Genomic DNA, 18,169 nt, shown 5'->3' with positions numbered 1-18,169 from the left:
CCGATCAGAGCAGCACGCGCCGCATGTCGGCAAGGAGTTGCGCGACAAAGACGTTGAAGCGGGTGGCCAGAGCGCCGTCGATGACGCGGTGGTCGGCGGTCAGGGACATCGGCAGGATCAGCCGCGGCGCAAACTCGCGGCCGTTCCAGATCGGTTTCATCACCGACCGGTTGACGCCGAGGATGGCGACTTCCGGGGCGTTGATGATCGGCGAGAAATAGGTGCCACCGATGCCGCCCAGGCTGGAGATGGTGAAGCAGGCACCGGACATCTCCGCCGGTCCGAGCTTGCCGTCGCGCGCCTTTTTGGCGAGTTCGCCGCTCTCGACGGCGAGCTGCACCACCGATTTCTGATCGGCGTTCTTGATCACGGGAACGACCAGGCCATTCGGCGTGTCGGCAGCGAAGGCAATATGGCAATACTGTTTGAGCACCAGGTTGTCGCCGTCGAGCGAGCTGTTGAATTCCGGGAATTTCTTCAGCGCGACGGTGCAGGCCTTGATCAGGAAGGCAAGCATGGTGATCTTCAGGCCGGACTTCTCGTTCTCCTTGTTCATCGCCACGCGAAAGGCTTCAAGATCGGTGATGTCGGCGTCTTCGTGGTAGGTGACCCCCGGAACCATCACCCAGTTGCGCGCCAGGTTCTGCGCGGAGATTTTCTTGATTCGTGCCAGCGGTCTGACTTCGACTGGGCCGAACTTGGCGAAGTCGACCTTCGGCCAGGGCAGCAGGTCGAGACCACCGCCGAGCGATGGCGCGGCGGCAAGCGCCGGGGCAGCCGTCATGACCCCCTTGACGTAGGCGGTGACGTCTTCCTTGACGATGCGGCCTTTCGGTCCGCTGGCCGGGACCCTGGAGAGATCGACGCCGAGTTCGCGCGCCAGCAGGCGTACCGACGGGCTGGCGTGGGTGCGGGCGCCGAGCGCGAGGCCGGCGACCGGTGGCGATGCTGCCGGAGTCGGCACGTCATGGTAAGTGCCGATACCCGGCACCGCGACCTCGACAGGGATGCCGCCACTCGCCGCTGGCGCTGCGCTGACCACGGCGGCTGCCACCACCGGGGGAGCCGTGTGGGCGGCAGCCGGCACGGCGTCGCCCGCGGCAGACGCTTCGATGACGGCGACCACGGCGCCTTCGGACAGCTTCTCGCCGAGCTGAACGCGCACTTCCCTGACCACGCCGGCCACCGTCGATGGCACATCCATGGTCGCCTTGTCGGATTCGAGGGTCACCAGCGCATCGTCCAGCTTGACGACGTCGCCGGGCAGAACACAGATGTCGATGACCGGCACGTCGGTGTAATCACCGATGTCCGGGACTTTTACTTCGATCAATTGGCTCATCAGGGGCCTCCCTTAAACCGTCATCGGGTTGGGTTTGTTCACGTCGATGCCGTACCGGGCAATCGCTTCGGCGACCTTGCTGCGCTCGATCGTGCCATCGTCGGCAAGGGCTTTGAGCGCGGCAATGGTGACCCAGCGGCGGTCGACCTCGAAGAAGTGCCGCAACTTCGCGCGCGTGTCCGAGCGGCCGAAACCGTCGGTGCCGAGCGCCACGTAGCGACGGTTGAGGAAGGGCCGAATCTGCTCGGCGAACAGGCGCACGTAATCGGTCGCGGCAATGATCGGGCCGCGGGTATCGCCCAGGCAGGCCTCGACATGCGACACCTGTGGCCTGGCCAGCGGGTTGAGCAGGTTCGCGCGTTGCACGGCGTTGCCGTTGCGCGCCAGTTCGGTGAAGCTCGGGCAAGCCCAGAGGTCGGCATCGACTCCCCAGTCGTTCTTGAGCAGGTCGGCAGCGGCAATGACTTCGCGGAAGATCGTTCCCGATCCCAGCAGTTGTACGCGTGGCGCCGCCGGATTGCTGTCCGACGACTGACCGCGGCGCAGCAGGTACATGCCTTTGAGAATGTCGGCCTCGGCACCCGCGGGCATTTCCGGATGTTCGTAGTTCTCGTTCATCACCGTCAGGTAGTAGAAGATGTCCTCCTGCTCCTGGTACATGCGGCGCATGCCTTCGCGCATGATCACCGCGACTTCGAACGAGAAAGTCGGGTCGTAGCTGAGGCAGTTCGGAATCAGGCCCGAGAGGATCAGCGAATGGCCGTCTTCGTGCTGCAGGCCCTCGCCGTTGAGCGTCGTGCGACCGGCGGTGCCGCCGATCAGGAAACCGCGGGCACGCTGGTCGCCAGCCGCCCAGCACAGATCCATGGTGCGCTGAAAACCGAACATCGAGTAGCAGATGTAGAAGGGAATCATCTGCACGCCATGTACCGAGTACGCTGTCGCGGCAGCGATCCAGTCGCTCATCGCGCCAGCCTCGTTGATCCCTTCCTGCAACACCTGCCCGTCTTTCGACTCCTTGTAGAACATCAACTGGTCATGGTCTTCGGGAACGTATTTCTGCCCTTCCTGGTTCCAGATGCCGATCTGGCGGAAGAGGCCTTCCATGCCGAAAGTCCGGGACTCGTCGGGGACGATCGGGACGACGTGCCGGCCCACTTTCTTGTCCTTGAGCAGGATGTTGAGAAAACGGACGATGGCCATCGTCGTGGACACTTCGCGACCCTCGCCCGAGGCCTTGAGCAGCGTCTCGAAAGCCGATAATTCGGGGATTTCCAGCGGTTCCGCCAGGCGCCGGCGCTTTGGCAGGTAACCGCCGAGGTCCATTCGCCGCTGCCGCATGTAGGTCAGTTCGGGCGAACCCTCGGCAAACTTCAGGTACGGCAGTGCCTTGATCTGGTCGTCCGGCACCGGCAGGCTGAAACGGTCGCGGAAGCGCCTGATCGCGTCGTAATCGAGTTTCTTCTGCTGATGCGAGATGTTCATCCCCTCGCCGGCCTGGCCCATGCCATAGCCCTTGATCGTCTTGGCCAGGATCAGCGTCGGCTGCCCCTTGTGCTCGACGGCGCTCTTGTAGGCGCTGAAGATCTTGAAGATGTCGTGGCCACCCCGGTTCAACCCCCAGACCTGATCGTCGGTCCAGTCGGCGACGAGTTCCTTGAGTTCCGGAGTGTTGAAGAAGTGCTCGCGGACATAGGCACCGTCCTTGGCCTTGAAGGTCTGGTACTCGCCGTCCACCGCCTCCATCATCCGCTGCTTGAGAATGCCCTTCTTGTCGCGCAGGAACAGCGCGTCCCACTGGGTTCCCCAGATCAGCTTGATGACGTTCCAGCCGGCGCCGCGGAAAGTCCCTTCGAGTTCCTGGATGATCTTGCCGTTGCCACGCACCGGACCGTCGAGACGCTGCAGGTTGCAGTTGATCACGAAAATCAGGTTGTCGAGTCGCTCGCGCGCGGCCATGCCGATGGCGCCCAGCGATTCGACTTCATCGGTTTCGCCGTCGCCGAGGAAGGCCCAGACCTTGCGGTCGCCGGCCTGGATGAAACCGCGGCTGTCCAGGTATTTCATGAAGCGCGCCTGATAGATCGCCTGGATCGGGCCGAGACCCATCGAGACCGTCGGGAATTGCCAGAAATCCGGCATCAGCCACGGATGCGGGTAGGACGAGACGCCCTGGCCGTCGACTTCCTGGCGGAAACAGTCCATCTGTTCGTCGGTCAGCCGGCCGAGCAGGTGCGCGCGCGCATAGACACCGGGAACCGAGTGGCCCTGGAAAAAGATCAGGTCGCCGCCGTGCTGCTCGGAAGGCGCGCGCCAGAACCACGAGAAACCGACATCGTAGAGCGCTGCCGCCGAAGCGAAGGAAGCGATATGGCCGCCGACGTTGCTGTCCCGGTTGGCGCGAACGACCATCGCCATGGCGTTCCAGCGGATGTAGTTATGAATCCGGATTTCCAGGTCGGCATTGCCGGGATACTTCGGCTGCTGGTCGACCGGAATGGTGTTGACGTATTCGGTGGCGGCACTGTAGGGAATGTCGATTCCCTCCTGGCGCGCCTGGGCAATCAGGCATTCGATCAGGAAGTGGGCACGCTCGGCGCCCTCCTTGTCGATGACGCCGCTCAGGGCGTCCTGCCATTCCTGGGTCTCTTGTGGGTCCGCATCGTTCATGCAGGCCGACAGCGCGTTTTCGGGCAGATCTGCCATGATTTGTCTCCTGATCTACAGAATTGTGAATGGAACGGTTCTTTTCTGCGCGCTTGGGTGAACGGCAACGGACAGATTAAACCCTTGCAGTGCCTCACGGTACCGCGGTGCAGCAATTGACTTCATCCTGTATTGTAAGATGTAATTTTATATCGTGCAATGAAAGGTGCGAACGAACAGCCCTGACGCATGACCGGGCCGAATCGGCAGCGTTTGCCGCTTGCACCCGCTATTCATGCTAGTTGCGAGCAAAATTTGCTGTGGACAATGCTTTCATCTTAGAATGACTGCCTTCGTCATGGAACTAGCCCTTGCAAGAGGGTATGGGGTCACGTTATGGCTTCTGCCCCACGACGCCGTTTCTCCGCGTAGTGGCTTCGTCCAGTCCAACATGCGGATAGTGATGTACCGGTGATGTTCACAGATGTTCAGTAGCCCACACCTCCTGCCGCCCTTCGACCTGCGTGCCGATGATGTAGAAATCGGAAATTACGCGATACTGCTCGATAGCCTCGACATTGCGCTGCTGATCTTCTCTCCCGACGGTTCCCTGCATCTGCACAATACCCAGGCGGCCACGCTTCTTGGCGATACGCCGGTCGTATGGGAAGACGAAAATGGTCAACCGCTGGCCAACGACCACCGCCTCGAAATGCAGGTGGCGCAGACGCGACAGGCGGTTCTGCATCGGGCCATCGGTATCCGGAAGGCGGCGTCCGGCGCCACCACCTGGTGCAAGGCCAGCGCTTTTCCGGTGTTCGCCGACGACGGCAGTCTGCGACTTGTCCTCCTGGCACTGGCCAAACTGACTCCTTACAGCCATTTGGCAATCGAGAATCGGCCAATGCCGACACACGACCCGCTCACCGGGATCTTCAATCAACGCTATATCAGGCTGCTTCTCGACGATGAGGATCGCCGTGCACGACGTTACGGCACCCCTTTTGCCTTGGCGCTGATGAGCATCGACAACCTTACCGATTTCTGCGCAGCGAATGGACGGAAGGCCGGTGAACGCATACTCGCCGAGGTGGGTTCCCTGTTGGCCAGGAGTTTGCGTGGCTTCGACATGGTCGGCCGTTTCGGATCCGATCAGTTCTTGTTGATTCTGCCCAATGTGTGTATCCACGATGCGATGATCGGTCTGGAACGTGTGCGCGAGGAGGTCATGGCAACGTATTCGCGTGACGTCAAGCCACCGCTGACGATCAGCGGCGGCGTCACCGAATACAGCGGCGAAGATTCAGCGGCATTGATCGAGCACCTGCGGCCACTGCTCAGCGCGGCACAGGAAGCCGGCGGCAACCGGCTCTGTATGGATCCGGAAATCTTCTAGGCTTCACCCGGCAAGACGCGCTGGTCGACTGGCGCTGCGCGGTGGATCACGCCTGATCGACGACCTGGAGCAGGCGCTGCTTGCCGCCGGAGGCTTCCTGACCGGTGCGAAGCCCTCTTAATATCAACGGCTTCACGACGAGCACAGGGCGAGATTTTGGGCTAACATGCGGATATCGTGATATGCCGGTGATGTTCACAGATGTTCAGTAGCCCACCTCTCCTGCCGCCAGTCGATCTGCGAGCCGATGATGTCGAAATCGGGAATTACGGGACGCTGCTCGATAGCCTCGACATTGCGCTGCTGGTCTTCTCTCCCGACGGTTCCCTGCATCTGCACAATACCCAGGCGGCCACGCTTCTTGGCGATACGCCGGTCATATGGGAAGACGAGAATGGTCAACCGCTAGCCGACGACCACCGCCTCGAAATGCAGGTGGCGCAGACGCGACAGGCTGTTCTGCATCGGGCGATCGGCATCCGGAAGGCGGCGTCCGGCGCCACCACCTGGTGCAAGGCCAGTGCCTTTCCGGTGTTCGCCGGCGACGGCAGTTTGCGACGTGTCCTCCTGGCCCTGGTCAAACTGAGCCGTTACAAGCAGTTGGCGAGAGAAAACCAGTCAATGCCGACGCACGACCCGCTCACCGGGGTCTTCAGCCAGACTTATATCGAGCTGCTTCTCGACGATGAAGATCGTCGCGCGCGACGTTACGGCACCCCTTTTGCCCTCGCGCTGATGGCCATTGATGACTTTACCGATTTCTGCGCAGCGAATGGACGGGAAGCCGGTGAACGCGTACTCGCCGAGGTGGGTTCCCTGTTGGGCAGGAGCTTGCGCGAATTCGACATGATCGGCCGCTTCGGATCCGATCAGTTCCTGTTGGTTCTGCCCAATGTGCGCGTCAACGATGCGATGATCGGTCTGGAGCGTCTGCGCGAAGTGGTCGAGGCGACGTATTCGCGTGACGACAGGCCGCCGCTGACGATCAGCGGCGGCGTCACCGAATACAGCGGCGAAGATTCAGCGGCATTGATCGAGCACCTGCGGCCACTGCTCAACGCGGCACAGGAAGCCGGCGGTAACCGGCTCTGCGTGGATCTGGAGATTTTCTAGGCTTCACCCGGATGCGCTCGGGTTACGCTGCGTGTTGATCACGACAGATGCGGCAAGCCGAGATACTCGCGCGAGCGCATCTCGGTCAGACGACTGGCGGTGCGGAAAAACTCGCTGGCCTGCGTACCCTGCGTGTACAGCCCGTCCGGGCCACAATCGGCGGTGGCGATCAGCTTGACCTTGTGGTCGTAGAAAATGTCGACCAGCCAGGTAAAGCGCCGAGCTTCCGACGACATGCTCGGCGACATCCTGGGAATCGCCGAGAGCAGCACCGTGTGATAGCCGCGCGCCAGTTCCAGGTAGTCGTTCTGCGAACGCGGCCCCCCGCACAGGGTCTTGAAATCGAACCAGATGACGCCGTTGCCGCGGCGCTGCGTCGGAATCTCGCGCCCGAGGATCTCGATGCTGCCCCCCTGCATGCCTTCGCCATCGGCCATGGCGGCGAAATACTCGGCCATCTTCAGCTCGGCCGCCGTGTCGGCCGGGTAATGAAAGATCTCGACCTGCTCAAGCGTTCGCAGCCGATAATCGACGCCGGCGTCGATCTCCAGCACGTCCAGCCGCGACTTGATCAGGGCAATCGTCGGCAGAAAGTTGTCGCGCTGCAGGCCGTTCGGATAGAGCCTGTCGGGCGGGTAATTGGAAGTCATCACGAAAACCACCCCGCGCGCGAAGAGCGCTTCGAGCAGGCGGCCGAGGATCATCGCGTCGGCGATGTCGGAGACGTGAAATTCGTCGAAGCAGAGCAACCGCACTTCCGTAGCGATGCGCTCGGCAAGCCGTAGCAGCGGATCGTTCTCACCCTTGAGTTCGTTCAACTGCTGATGCACCCCGTGCATGAAGGCGTGGAAGTGAATCCGGCGCTTGCGACGATACGGTACTGCGTCGAAAAAGCAGTCCATCAGGAAGCTCTTGCCGCGCCCGACGCCGCCCCAGAAATAGACACCACGCGGAACGGCCGGCGAAGCAAAGAGACGCCGCAAGGTGCTGCGCCGTCCGACCTTGAACGACAGCAGGTCATAATACAGTCGCTGCAGACGTTCGGCGGCCGCCCGTTGCGCGCTGTCGGCCCGAAAATTGCGCGCTGCGAGCAGGCCCTCGTAGGCATCGATCATTCCCCGCTCGGGGACTTTGAGAACTCTGTGAGGCATCGGCGTCTTTCCGCTATCCGAGGGGGGTTTCCTCATAGGTATTGAGGCAGCCAGCGGAGCAGCTCGGGATCGCAGCCGCGGCTGCGCTCCGCCCAATCCACTCTTGCCAGCGATGCCGACATTCTAAACCATCGCCGGCAAAACGTCAGACGGGCTAGAGCACTTCCGGTAGCCTCACCAGGCGGATACCGGCGCCCAGTAGTGCAGTACGAATGGCCGTCGCCGTGGCCACTGCCTGCGGGCCGTCGCCATGCACGCAGATGCTGTGAAACTCGGTGTGGATCAGCTCGCCGCCCAGGCTGACGATGCCGCCCGCTTCGAGCATGCGCAGAACCTGTTCGACGCAGGCGTCGGCGCTGTGGAGAACTGCGCCGGGCTGGCTGCGTGGCACGAGCTTGCCGGTGTCGGTGTAGCTGCGATCGGCAAAGACTTCGGCGGCGACTTGCAATCCCGCTGCTGCGCCGGCCAGCAGCAGCTTCGAAAGCGCCGGCGCGAGCAGAATCAGCCCAGGATCGAAGCTGCGGATCGCCGCCACGACGCTGTCCGCCAGCGCCGCATCCTCGCAGGCCATATTGTTCAGCGCGCCGTGCGGCTTGACATGCGTGAGCCTCCCGCCTTCGGCGCGGGCGATGCCGGCGAGGGCGCCGATCTGGTAGATCAGCATCGCTTCGAGTTCGGCGGCCGGAAGCTGCATTGCCCGCCGGCCAAAACCCTGCAGGTCGGGAAACGAAGGATGTGCGCCGAGGCTGACGCCGGCAACCAGCGCCTGCTGGACCGTGCGGCGCATCACCAGCGGATCGCCGGCATGAAAACCGCAGGCGATGTTGGCCGCGCCAACGATGTGCAACAGTTCGTCATCGCTGCCCATTTTCCAGGCCCCGAAGCTTTCACCCAGATCGGCGTTGAGATTGATCCTGCGCCTCATCCTTTCTCCCGCGGTGAATTCCGTGAACTCCGTGGATTTTGCCAATCCTCCTGCGCAGGAGTCGCCGGCCAGATCGCGGAGTCGAGCGCGCAGGCATCGACGACACCGCTGACCAGGTTGGCGGCGTACATCGCCTGCAGATCGAGCACGCCCACTGCCGCCAGCGGCACGATGTCGGCGATCAGCGCGCGCAGTCTTGCCGCGCTGGCGCGCGCAGCCAGTTCGGCAGCCGCCACCGAAACGGTGGCAAAGCGAATGCGCTGTCCCGGTGCCAGTGCCGCCAGGCGCGGCAAATCGGCCGAGATCACCGTCGCAATCTTCGGATATCCGCCGGCGGTCTGGCCGTCGGCGAGCAGCACGATCGGCTGTCCCTGAGCCGGTACCTGAATCGACCCCGGAACGGTCGCGTCCGAGGTAATTTCGACGCCTTTGTCGGAGCGATGCCTGAGCATGGGTCCATCCAGACGCATGCCCATGCGATCGGCAGCGCTGGAAACCTGGTAAACCTCGCTCAGGAAGCAGGCCTGCGACGCCGCAGTGAAGTAGTCTTCCTGCGGTCCGAGCAGCACGCGAATCGGCGCCGTATCAAGCAGTGGCGCCGTCCGCAGCATCTGTTCGCCGGCACTGCCCTCGCCGACCTGCAGGCGGACGCCGGGCGACAGCCAGCGGCCATCGAGGCCACCGAGCCCGGCAGGCGCATAGGTCGAGGCGCTGCCGAGCTGCTTCGGGACACAGATCCCGAGCAGCGCGAGATAGCCGACCCGGCACGGCGACAGCATGCCGCAATGCAGGGCCTCGCCAGGCGCGAGCGTCACGCTGCGCCAGGAATCGAGGCAACGACGCCCGCCGGCGCTGCGCACCGCAGCCGAAAAATTGCCGGCCAGTGCGAGCTGCACCGGCGAGTCGAGCGCACGCACCACCAGACCGCCGACAAGGAATTCAATCGCCGGTGCATCTTCGGCATTGCCGATCAAGGCATTGGCCAGGCGCAACCAGTCCGGTTGCAGCGCGCCGGAGCGCGGCACGCCAAGCCGACGGAACCCCGGTCGGCCGAGATCCTGGAGCGAAGCCAGCGCGCCGGGGCTGACGATTTCGAGAACAGCGTTCATTGATCGGCTTCACCATCGGCCAGGAAAGCCAGCGGCGGCCGCGCTGCCGCGTACCACTCCGGCATTTCCGCGAGCAGCAAGCGATACTCGGCGGCGTCTACCGCACGGAAGCGCACCCGGTCGCCGGGCAGGAGCAGCGCCGCCTGCGGCCAGTTCGCCGAAAACAGCGGCACCGGACAGGCGCCAAGCAGGTGCCAGCCGCCGGGGCTTTCCCAGGGGTAGATCGCGGTCAGGGTGCCGGCCGTTGCCACACTGCCCGCCGGCACGCGCAGGCGCGGCTCGCTGCGACGCGGACGCGAGAGCAGCTCCGGCAGATCGCCCATGAAGGCAAAACCCGGCAGGAAACCGAGCATGTAGACCTCGTAGGTGACGGAAGCATGCAGGCGGATCACTTCGGCCGGCGGCAAGCCGCAGGCCTGTGCGAGTTCATCGAGATCCGGCCCGCAGGCAGCGATCTCGTCCCCGTAACACACCGGCAGTTGCCAGACACGCCCGCGCCGCGCATTCCTGTCCATGGCTACAGACGAGCACAGCGCGGCATGCGCGTGTCTGATAACGATCGGTTCGATTTCGGCGCGCGTACTCAGCAAGGGATCGTAGATCACCGTCAGCGAACGGAAGGTCGGAACCATTTCGACGATCCCGTGCAGTTCGCCGCTGCCGATCGCCCGCGCCAGTGCCGCGTCGAGTGCCGTCACCGCAGCCAGCAGGCGCCGCTCGACGCGCTCGCCAAACTCGATGGTCAGCGCCGTATCCCCGGCATTGAGGATGCGAAAGCTTATACTAAGGGTCATGACTTTTCCAGGCACTCCCGATCATGAAAGAAGATGGTGGAATCTGAAAATTCATCACCAAAACAAAAAGATGGGGCATCGATTCAGACTCCAGTCATGATCGACCATCCGCCACGCGTTTTCATCAGCTACGCCCAGGAATCCGAAAGCCATTCCGCCTGGGTGCTGGCACTCGCCCACAGGCTGCGTCACAACGGCGTCGATGCCGTCATCGACCGCTACTTCCCCTGGGTCGAGAAAGGCTGGCGGCTGTGGATGAGCGAGCAGATCGAACAGGCCGACTGGGTCCTCGTCGTGTGCACCGAGGAGTACCGCCAGCGCTTCGACGGCAACGCACCGCCCGGCTGCGGGCGCGGCGTGCGCTGGGAGTCGCAGCATATCACGCAGGCGCTTTACGACGACAAGCTCAGCAACAAGCAGTTCATCCCCGTGCTGCCGCCTGCCGGTGACGAACACTGCATCCCGCTGCCACTGAAGGACTTTCGCAAGTTCCAGCTCGACGCCCACTACGACGACCTCTATCGCCTGCTCACCGAGCAGCCGGAGACGCCGGTGCCGGCGCTCGGCAAGATTCGCTACCTGCCGCCGCTGTCGGTCCCCGCACCGGCGCCACCCGCAACACCGCCAGACGCCGCGACAGCCCCACCGTTGATCGCCAACCCCTACCCCGGCCTCGCCGCGTTCAAGCCCGAGGAATGCAGCTTCTTCTTCGGCCGCGAAGCAGACACGGCGCGCGTGCTCGAGCGTCTCGAAACGTCGCGCTTCGTCAGCGTCGTCGGCGGGTCGGGAACCGGCAAGTCGTCGCTGGTCGCGGCCGGCGTCGTTCCGGCACTGCGCCAACGGCAGGGTACGCTGAGCTATCTGCGCTTCAAGCCGCAAGCCGATCCCTGCCGGCAACTGGCCGAGGCGCTCGACCGCGCCCTGCCCGAAGAGCGCCAGCACCTGCGCAAGCCACGCGTCGAGCGCCTCCGGCAAGCACTCGACAGCGACCCGGCAAGCGCCGTCGCCAACCTGCTGGGCAAGCTGCACGCACCGATCCTGCTCTTCGCCGACCAGTTCGAGGAACTGTTCACGCAGACGCCGCCCGAGACCGCCGAGCGCTTTCGTGCGTTGTTCGAAGCGCTGCGCGGCGACCCGTCGCTGTCTCTGGTGCTGACGCTGCGCAGCGAATTCATGCACCGCCTGATGGACTGGGTCGGTGGCGAGGTGTTCGCCCGTTCGCTGGTTCCCCTCGATCCGATCAGGGACGAAGACCGGCTGCGCGAGATCATCGTTTGCCCGGCGGCGAAAAGCGGCGTGGCGGTGCAGCCCGAGCTGCTCCCGGAACTGTTGGCGGCGGCCCGCGACATGGCCGGCGCGCTGCCGCTGCTGGCGCTGACGCTGACGCAGTTGTTCGCGCACCGCGACCCCGCCCAGGGCCTGACGCTCGCTGCTTATCACGAGATGGGCGGCCTCAAGAAGATCGTCGAGACCGCCGTGGCCGACATCGACCAGGAGATTGACGACGATCCGGCACTGGCGGAGGCCTGCGAGCGTCTGTTTGCCGAACTGGCGACGGTCATCGACGAGCTGCCGACGCGCCGAACAGCGGAAGTCGAACCCTTGCGCGCCGACGCCAGGCTGAGCGATCTGGTCGAGGCCCTGCGCGCGCAGGGCCTGCTCGCCGACCCCGACGACCGGCATGTCGAACTCGCGCACGAGACACTGCTGAACCACTGGCCGCGCCTGCGCGCGTGGTGCGGGCAATACAGCGACAAGCTGGCGCTGCGCCGCCAGGCCGAGCAGGCGGCCGGCGACTGGCAGAAGGCGAGAGCCAGGGAGGAAGCGTCCGGCCAGGCCTTGACCGCGCGCCACAGCGAACTGCTGCGCTGGAGCTGGGAACGCCAGAAACCGGCGCTCGAAGCGCTGCTGGCGCTCAATCCGCACCGGAGTGCGCCGCATGACGCCGACTTCGCCGATACCGGTCTCGATGCCTGGCGCGCGCTGCAAGGCGTGCTGAGCGAGCCGCTGCAGGGCTTCCTCGCTCCCGAACCGCTGCGTCTGCTCGACGAATTGCGCTCCGACGAGACGCCGCACCATCGCCGCGAGGAGATCGGTCTGCGCCTCAACCAGATGGGCGACCCGCGCCGCGGCGTCGGGCTAGGAGCGAATGGCCTGCCCGACATCGTCTGGGTCGACATCCCGGCGGGTCAGGTGACGCTGGCAACGGAGCCGCCCGAGACCTTCGCCGTGCACGCTTTCCGTATCGCAAAGTATCCGGTCACCTGGCAGCAGTATCGCGCTTTTGTCGCTGCCGCCGATGGCTATCGCGATCCGCGCTGGTGGGACGGGCTCAGGCAGGAAGATCAGCCGGGCGCGGATCTCTGGGCCTTTGCCAACTACCCGGCGATCAACGTCTCCTGGTACGACGCCGTCGCTTTCTGCCGCTGGTTGAGCAACCGCCTGGATCTGGCCGAGAACGAAGTCGTCCGGCTGCCGACCGAATGGGAATGGCAATGGGTGGCGCAGGCAGGCGCCCAAGCGCGGGAATACCCGTGGCACGGCGAGTGGAACGTGATGCGCGCTAATAGTTACGAAAGCGGTATCGGCAGGACGACGGCGGTGGGGATGTATCCACTCGGGGCTCCCGATTGCTGGCCGGTGATGGATCTGGCCGGGAACGTCTGGGAATGGTGTGTCAACGAACACGACACTCCTGGCAATACTGCGCCGGGCGCAGACGTGTCCCGCGTGCTGCGCGGCGGGTCCTGGGACGATTACCCGGGGCTCTGTCGCGCGGCGAACCGCAGCGGCAACGCTCCGGACTGCCGTGGCGGCTACATCGGCTTCCGGGTGTGTCGTGGTGCCCCCATCGAACCGCTGCGCGCTGCGCCGCTGAACACTGTGACGCTGAAGCGCTGATCACTGGGCGCCGCGCAGCGGCGCCCGCGATTTTTTTGCCTTTCTTGTCTTCTGCCTGCCATACTCTGCCGGCAGGCTTCGGCCTGTGGGGCAGCCTGAAACGTGTCCCGCGTGCTGCGCGGCGGGTCCTGGAACAATAACCCGAGGAACTGTCGCGCGGCGAACCGCAACGACAACGCTCCGGACAACCGTAACAACAACATCGGCTTCCGGGTGTGTCGTGGTGCCCACATCGTGATCATCCCCGCAGGGCGTCGGGAAACATTCTGGCGCTTGTCGGAACTTTCGGCCGACCACGGTTTGCCGGACGAGGCCGGGGAACGATCGATGGCGCAGGCCTGTCCCGTCCGCACGCGCCTGGCGCGTCGGGCGCATAGCAAGACCGGGCGCCACCTGGATTCGCTCCCGTGGCGCCCACCCTTTTTCAGGGAGCACTCTGCCTGATCCAGCCGCCGAGCAGCCTGCCGATTTCCGCCACCATGGCGCTGACGTGCGCGTACTGACCATCGTTGAGCCAGCGCCAGCGGTGCGCCAGACGCAAGTACAGCCGCAGGCAATTGAGCGCCGCGTCGGCGTCCTGCAGTGCCGCCTGGCGACGGGCGCCGCGCGCGCTCTGCGCGGCGAAAGCGGCTTCCTGGCAATCGAGCGCTGCATCCATGAGCCGCCGAGTGACGCTCTGGCGGTACACTCGCGGAAAGCGCTCGGCGTGCGGCAGCAACCAGCTCAAGAGGTCAAAAAACCGAGAGAACAACACCAGTTCTTCTGCCATACCCACCTCCAGTCGTCGTCGTTCGTAGGTAGGGTTAGCCCGCAGGGCATAACCCGACATCCTTTCTCGGCAGAGTACCGAGTGACGCTACGCTGACCTGACCTACGGAACGAACGCCATCGACACTGCTCATCATAGTCCCGCGTTCGCCGAACTGTGCCACTGGCCGCACCTGCTGCAAGCCTTCCAGCGCGCGGCCAGTGGCAAGCGACGCCGACCCGCCGTCGCCAGCTTCGAGTTCCAGGTGGCCGATCGCCTGCTGCGCCTGCGTGCGGACCTGCTCGACGGTAGCTACGCGCCCGGGCCGTACACCCATTTCTTCATTCACGAACCCAAGCACCGGAAAATCAGCGCCGCGACATTTCGTGACCGGGTGGTGCACCACGCCCTGTGCGCGATCATCGAACCGCGCTTCGAGCGCGTTTTCATTCCCGACAGCTACGCCAACCGCATCGGCAAGGGGACGCATCGGGCGATCGACCGCCTGCAGGAGTTCACGCGCCGCTATCGCTACGTGCTGCGCGCCGACCTGCGCCAGCATTTCGCGTCGATCGACCATGCGATCCTGCTCGACAGCCTGCGCACGCAGATCCCGGAGCCCGACATCATGCGCCTGATCGAGGTCATCCTGGCCGGCGGTCGCGACGTTTTGCGCGACCAGTACGACATGGTGTGGTTTCCGGGCGACGATCTGCTGGCGGTGTGCCGACCACGCGGGCTGCCAATCGGCAATCTCACCTCGCAGTTCTGGTCGAACTGCTATCTGCATCCTTTCGACCTGTTCGTCAAGCGCGAACTCGGCTGCCGAGCCTATCTGCGTTACGTCGACGACTTTGCGCTCTTCGCCGACAGCAAGGCGACACTGTGGGCGTGGAAGGAGGCGATCCAGTCGCGGCTGGCGGGACTGCGGCTGACGATCCACGAGCGCTGCACGCAGGTGACGCCGACCGCCGGTGGCATTCCCTGGCTGGGTTTCGTCGTTTTCCCCGAGTATCGCCTGGTCAAGGCGCGCAAGGTGCGCTACGCAACGCGCCGACTCGGTGAGCGCTATGAGGCTTACCGTTCCAGCACGATCGCCTTCGCCGAGTTCGACGCCAGCGTACGTGGCTGGATCAATCACGTGCGGCACGCCGACTCGTGGGGCCTGCGCCGGCACGTGCTCGCGCCATTCGTCCTGAAGCCCGGCGACATGCCGCGACGGGAAGCTACGAACAGGCCCGAAAAAAAATCGCGGGCGCCGCTGCGCGGCGCCCAGTGATCAGCGCTTCAGCGTCACAGGGTTCAGCGGCGCAGCGCGCAGCGGTTCGATGGGGGCAACACGACACACCCGGAAGCCGATGAAGCCGCCACGGTCGTCCGGAGCGAGGACGTAGCGGTACGCCGCGCGACAGAGCCTCGGGCGAGCGAGCCAGGACCCGCCGCGCAGCACGCGGGACGATGAGCCCCCTCCTTCCCACGCGGAACCATCCGTCGGTGCTCCCTCGTAGTTCTTATGCCAGGTATCCTGGCACCACTCCCAGACATTGCCGTGCGTGTCGTATAGCCCGAAGTCGTTGGCCGCGAAAGAGCCTACCGGCAACGTCTTCTGCCGGCATTCGCCAGACGCCGAGCCGTTGTAGGTGTAGTTGCCATCGAAGTTGGCCTGCTCGAGACTGATCCGCTCGCCGGTGTGGAAAGGCGTCGTCGTTCCCGCACGGCAGGCGTATTCCCACTCGGCCTCGCTCGGCAGGCGGTAGGCGTTCCCGGTCTGTTCGCACAACCACTGGCAGTATTCGCACGCATCGTCCCAGGAAACATGGATCACCGGCCGCTCGCCCCGCCCCCAGCCCGAATCATCGGGTTTCCACTTCCCGGCGGCCTGCGCATGGCGATCGTAGTCATCGAAAGTCACGGCGTAGACGCCCATGGCGAACGGCAGCGCGATCCGGACTTCGTGTTGCGGAGTCTCGTCGTCGCTGCGCTCCGGTTCCGTAACCGGCGAGCCCATCAGAAAACGGCCGGCGGGGATCACGACCATCAGCGGACCCTCACCACCGCTGCGCAGCGGGTCGCGAAAGGTCTGTCCGGAGGACGGGGGTGGCGCAGCGGCGGGGGCGACCGTCACGGCCGGTGCCGGCTGCGGTTCGCGGCCTCCGAGTTGCAGCCGCAGCGCATCGACAATTCGCACCAACCCGGCATGATCGCGCTCGCCTGCCCAGCCGACGAGGTCAGCCGTCTGAATCCTCCCGAAACCATAGGGAAACTCGATGCGCTCGATGAAGGCAGGGAAGAGAATGCCTTTGCGCTTGCCATACTCGGCTTCTTCAAGCACATAGTCGCTGTCGCACGACTGCGCCGACCACAAGGCGACGAGCGCCTTCGCCGCGTGCAGTTCCTTCTGGATCGCCTTGTGCCAGCGCTCGCCGACGCGCGTCTGCACGTCGAGAAACACCGTCCATCCCTCGGCGCGCAGGCGCTCGGCGAGCGGGTTGGCAATGGCAAGATCGGTCCGCGAGTAGCAGATGAAGATGTCGTGGGGCATGGTTCGGACTCTGGTCAACGACGCGGTTCGCCAAAAGCTGCCGCAAACGCGCACGGCATCGATCCGCCTGGCAGCGAGTCAGCGAGGCATTTATACTTCACGCATTATCGGCGAACTTGCCCGGCCTTGCACGCTCCTCGCCAGCGAAGGGTGTAGAGTCGAGATGTGGCGCGGTAGCCGTAGGTTCGGCTTGTCTGTTTCCGTCCCTTTCGTCTGACGGTGCCCAGGTAGCCTTGCCATAGCCCCGTTTCCACATCCCGCTTATCGAACCGGACGTGCAGATTTCCCGCATCCGGCTCTCGGACAAGACATCATGCTTTTCGCCCACGGAAGGTCATGGGTCCTCGCCGGCAAATTGACCAGTCCCAACTTTTCGTAAAGGTACTGATTCGGGTAGCGCGCCCACCCGGTGCCGGAGACCTTGTGTTTCTTGCATAACCACCGGCGGAGCCGTTGCGTGACATGGGTGTTGATCGCCCGATAGGCCGGACTGACGGAACCCAGGCAGAAGTAATTCGCCCAGCCGATCAGTTTCCGGTTCAGCCGTCCCACGACAAACTCGGCATCTAGTATGGTTCGGCGGCGGTCGGTTTCCTGAGTGATGCTTTCCACCATCCGTTTGACGCTTTTCGGCGAGGGCCGGGTGCCGATGTAGGCGCGCCCGGTTTTCTGGCTGTAGCACCGCCCGAAGGTGTATCCCAGGAAGTCAAACCGCTCTTGCGGTATCTGACATAGGTGTGTCTTGTCGTCGTTCACCGTCAGCTTCAGTTGCTCCATCATTCCTCGCATCGCCGCCATGGCATCCTCTGCCCGGCCCTTGCAGCAGATGACGAAGTCGTCCGCATAATTGACGATTTGCGCCGACCAGCGACGGGCATACCCCAACGTCTTCCATCCGAGGATGAAGCGCCGCATGTACAGATTCGACAGCAGCGGTGAAATCGGAGCCCCTTGCGGGGTGCCACGTCCGGTGTCCCGGTTGGACGTCGTCCGTTTCCGGTGACCGTGTCCATCGTCCTCTTCCACTGGCGCGTCCAGCCATTGCTTGATGAGGTGCAGAACGTGCCGATCCACGATCCGACGGGCGACGCTCTTCATAAGCTCAGGGTGCGGAATGCTATCGAAATAGCCGGATAGATCCGCATCGATCACTTGCTGGTGTCCAGTGTTCAATAGACGATGAACCGCTTGTACCGCATCCTGCGCTCCCCGCTCTGCCCGGTACGCGTATTGCTCCGGTTGCAGATCGGCTTCAAAGATGGGTTCCAGCACGAGCATGGCCGCCGTTTGTACCACTCGGTCGGTGATCGTCGGTATGCCCAAGGGGCGCAGCTTGCCGTTCGGCTTGGGAATCCAGACCCGCTTGACCGCTTCCGGTCGGTAGTCTTTCTTCTTCAGCCGTTCCGCCAGTTCCCCAAGCCAGCGTTCTTCTCCATGCTTCGATGTCTTCAAAACGTACGCCATCCACCCCGGCTGCTCCCTGGTTGGCTTTGCAGCTTCGG

14 protein-coding genes are annotated in these 18,169 nt (G+C 63.9%); 5 read left to right on the top strand and 9 right to left on the bottom strand.

The genetic code is table 11. From position 1 onward, the window contains the following. Positions 1 to 4 precede the first annotated feature (4 nt). Complete coding sequence (aceF, locus tag V5B59_RS21705) at positions 5 to 1,342, bottom strand: dihydrolipoyllysine-residue acetyltransferase (protein WP_169071981.1); 1,338 nt, start codon at positions 1,340 to 1,342, stop codon at positions 5 to 7. A gap of 12 nt (positions 1,343 to 1,354) precedes the next feature. Continuing rightward, positions 1,355 to 4,048 carry a pyruvate dehydrogenase (acetyl-transferring), homodimeric type gene (gene aceE, locus V5B59_RS21700; protein WP_169071982.1) on the bottom strand — a complete coding sequence of 898 codons (2,694 nt, stop codon included), beginning with the start codon at positions 4,046 to 4,048 and terminating at the stop codon, positions 1,355 to 1,357. Positions 4,049 to 4,472: 424 nt separating this feature from the next. Here aceE and V5B59_RS21695 point away from each other — a divergent pair, with 424 nt between their 5' ends. Both V5B59_RS21695 and V5B59_RS21690 read left to right on the top strand, forming a co-directional pair. Then, complete coding sequence (locus V5B59_RS21695) at positions 4,473 to 5,384, top strand: sensor domain-containing diguanylate cyclase (RefSeq protein WP_169071983.1); 912 nt, start codon at positions 4,473 to 4,475, stop codon at positions 5,382 to 5,384. Positions 5,385 to 5,585: 201 nt separating this feature from the next. Further along, complete coding sequence (locus V5B59_RS21690; protein WP_169071984.1) at positions 5,586 to 6,497, top strand: GGDEF domain-containing protein; 912 nt, start codon at positions 5,586 to 5,588, stop codon at positions 6,495 to 6,497. A 38-nt stretch (positions 6,498 to 6,535) separates the two neighbouring features. On the opposite strand, the gene zapE is transcribed toward V5B59_RS21690, so the two are convergent. From zapE to pxpB, 4 genes are all read right to left on the bottom strand, one after another. Next, positions 6,536 to 7,648, bottom strand: coding sequence for a cell division protein ZapE (zapE, locus tag V5B59_RS21685; protein WP_034916746.1), 1,113 nt, complete (start codon positions 7,646 to 7,648; stop codon positions 6,536 to 6,538). Positions 7,649 to 7,802: 154 nt separating this feature from the next. Further along, a complete protein-coding gene (locus V5B59_RS21680) occupies positions 7,803 to 8,573 on the bottom strand; it encodes a LamB/YcsF family protein (RefSeq protein WP_332333047.1) in 771 nt (256 codons plus the stop codon). Then, positions 8,570 to 9,682, bottom strand: a complete 1,113-nt coding sequence (locus V5B59_RS21675; protein WP_169071985.1) for a biotin-dependent carboxyltransferase family protein — start codon at positions 9,680 to 9,682, stop codon at positions 8,570 to 8,572. The genes V5B59_RS21680 and V5B59_RS21675 overlap by 4 nt, the downstream gene beginning before the upstream one ends. Next, positions 9,679 to 10,476 carry a 5-oxoprolinase subunit PxpB gene (gene pxpB / locus V5B59_RS21670; RefSeq protein ID WP_211203529.1) on the bottom strand — a complete coding sequence of 266 codons (798 nt, stop codon included), beginning with the start codon at positions 10,474 to 10,476 and terminating at the stop codon, positions 9,679 to 9,681. Before pxpB ends, V5B59_RS21675 begins: the two co-directional genes overlap by 4 nt. 96 nt (positions 10,477 to 10,572) lie before the next feature. On the opposite strand from pxpB, the gene V5B59_RS21665 reads away from it, so the two are divergent. After that, complete coding sequence (locus V5B59_RS21665) at positions 10,573 to 13,377, top strand: SUMF1/EgtB/PvdO family nonheme iron enzyme (RefSeq protein WP_332333046.1); 2,805 nt, start codon at positions 10,573 to 10,575, stop codon at positions 13,375 to 13,377. A 102-nt stretch (positions 13,378 to 13,479) separates the two neighbouring features. Next, on the top strand, positions 13,480 to 13,821 hold the full coding sequence (locus V5B59_RS21660; protein ID WP_169071987.1) for a formylglycine-generating enzyme family protein: 342 nt from the start codon (positions 13,480 to 13,482) through the stop codon (positions 13,819 to 13,821). Here the strand turns inward: V5B59_RS21660 and V5B59_RS21655 are convergent. Next, positions 13,802 to 14,146 (bottom strand): four helix bundle protein, encoded by a 345-nt coding sequence (locus tag V5B59_RS21655; protein ID WP_169071988.1) that lies wholly within the window; start codon positions 14,144 to 14,146, stop codon positions 13,802 to 13,804. The genes V5B59_RS21660 and V5B59_RS21655 overlap by 20 nt on opposite strands. 244 nt (positions 14,147 to 14,390) lie before the next feature. On the opposite strand from V5B59_RS21655, the gene V5B59_RS21650 reads away from it, so the two are divergent. Continuing rightward, positions 14,391 to 15,404 (top strand): reverse transcriptase/maturase family protein, encoded by a 1,014-nt coding sequence (locus V5B59_RS21650; protein ID WP_169071989.1) that lies wholly within the window; start codon positions 14,391 to 14,393, stop codon positions 15,402 to 15,404. Here the strand turns inward: V5B59_RS21650 and V5B59_RS21645 are convergent, their stop codons facing one another. Further along, positions 15,405 to 16,667: an SUMF1/EgtB/PvdO family nonheme iron enzyme gene (locus V5B59_RS21645; protein WP_169071990.1), complete on the bottom strand. Its 1,263-nt coding sequence runs from the start codon at positions 16,665 to 16,667 to the stop codon at positions 15,405 to 15,407. It lies immediately after the preceding gene. 261 nt (positions 16,668 to 16,928) lie between these two features. Further along, complete coding sequence (ltrA, locus tag V5B59_RS21640) at positions 16,929 to 18,131, bottom strand: group II intron reverse transcriptase/maturase (RefSeq protein ID WP_332352317.1); 1,203 nt, start codon at positions 18,129 to 18,131, stop codon at positions 16,929 to 16,931. Positions 18,132 to 18,169 lie beyond the last annotated feature (38 nt).

The organism is Candidatus Accumulibacter contiguus, from assembly GCF_036625285.1.
Classification (GTDB): Bacteria; Pseudomonadota; Gammaproteobacteria; order Burkholderiales; family Rhodocyclaceae; genus Accumulibacter; species Accumulibacter contiguus.
Note: the sequence above shows the minus strand (reverse complement) of the source record. Positions and strands in the feature narration are given on the sequence as shown.

Bases quoted from the DNA above. Each gene is read 5' to 3' on its own strand.
- aceF (WP_169071981.1), bottom strand. From the start codon at position 1,342: ATGAGCCAATTGATCGAAGTAAAAGTCCCGGACATCGGTGATTACACC.
- aceE (WP_169071982.1), bottom strand. From the start codon at position 4,048: ATGGCAGATCTGCCCGAAAACGCGCTGTCGGCCTGCATGAACGATGCG.
- V5B59_RS21695 (WP_169071983.1), top strand. From the start codon at position 4,473: ATGTTCAGTAGCCCACACCTCCTGCCGCCCTTCGACCTGCGTGCCGAT.
- V5B59_RS21690 (WP_169071984.1), top strand. From the start codon at position 5,586: ATGTTCAGTAGCCCACCTCTCCTGCCGCCAGTCGATCTGCGAGCCGAT.
- zapE (WP_034916746.1), bottom strand. From the start codon at position 7,648: ATGCCTCACAGAGTTCTCAAAGTCCCCGAGCGGGGAATGATCGATGCC.
- V5B59_RS21680 (WP_332333047.1), bottom strand. From the start codon at position 8,573: ATGAGGCGCAGGATCAATCTCAACGCCGATCTGGGTGAAAGCTTCGGG.
- V5B59_RS21675 (WP_169071985.1), bottom strand. From the start codon at position 9,682: ATGAACGCTGTTCTCGAAATCGTCAGCCCCGGCGCGCTGGCTTCGCTC.
- pxpB (WP_211203529.1), bottom strand. From the start codon at position 10,476: ATGACCCTTAGTATAAGCTTTCGCATCCTCAATGCCGGGGATACGGCG.
- V5B59_RS21665 (WP_332333046.1), top strand. From the start codon at position 10,573: ATGATCGACCATCCGCCACGCGTTTTCATCAGCTACGCCCAGGAATCC.
- V5B59_RS21655 (WP_169071988.1), bottom strand. From the start codon at position 14,146: ATGGCAGAAGAACTGGTGTTGTTCTCTCGGTTTTTTGACCTCTTGAGC.
- V5B59_RS21645 (WP_169071990.1), bottom strand. From the start codon at position 16,667: ATGCCCCACGACATCTTCATCTGCTACTCGCGGACCGATCTTGCCATT.
- ltrA (WP_332352317.1), bottom strand. From the start codon at position 18,131: ATGGCGTACGTTTTGAAGACATCGAAGCATGGAGAAGAACGCTGGCTT.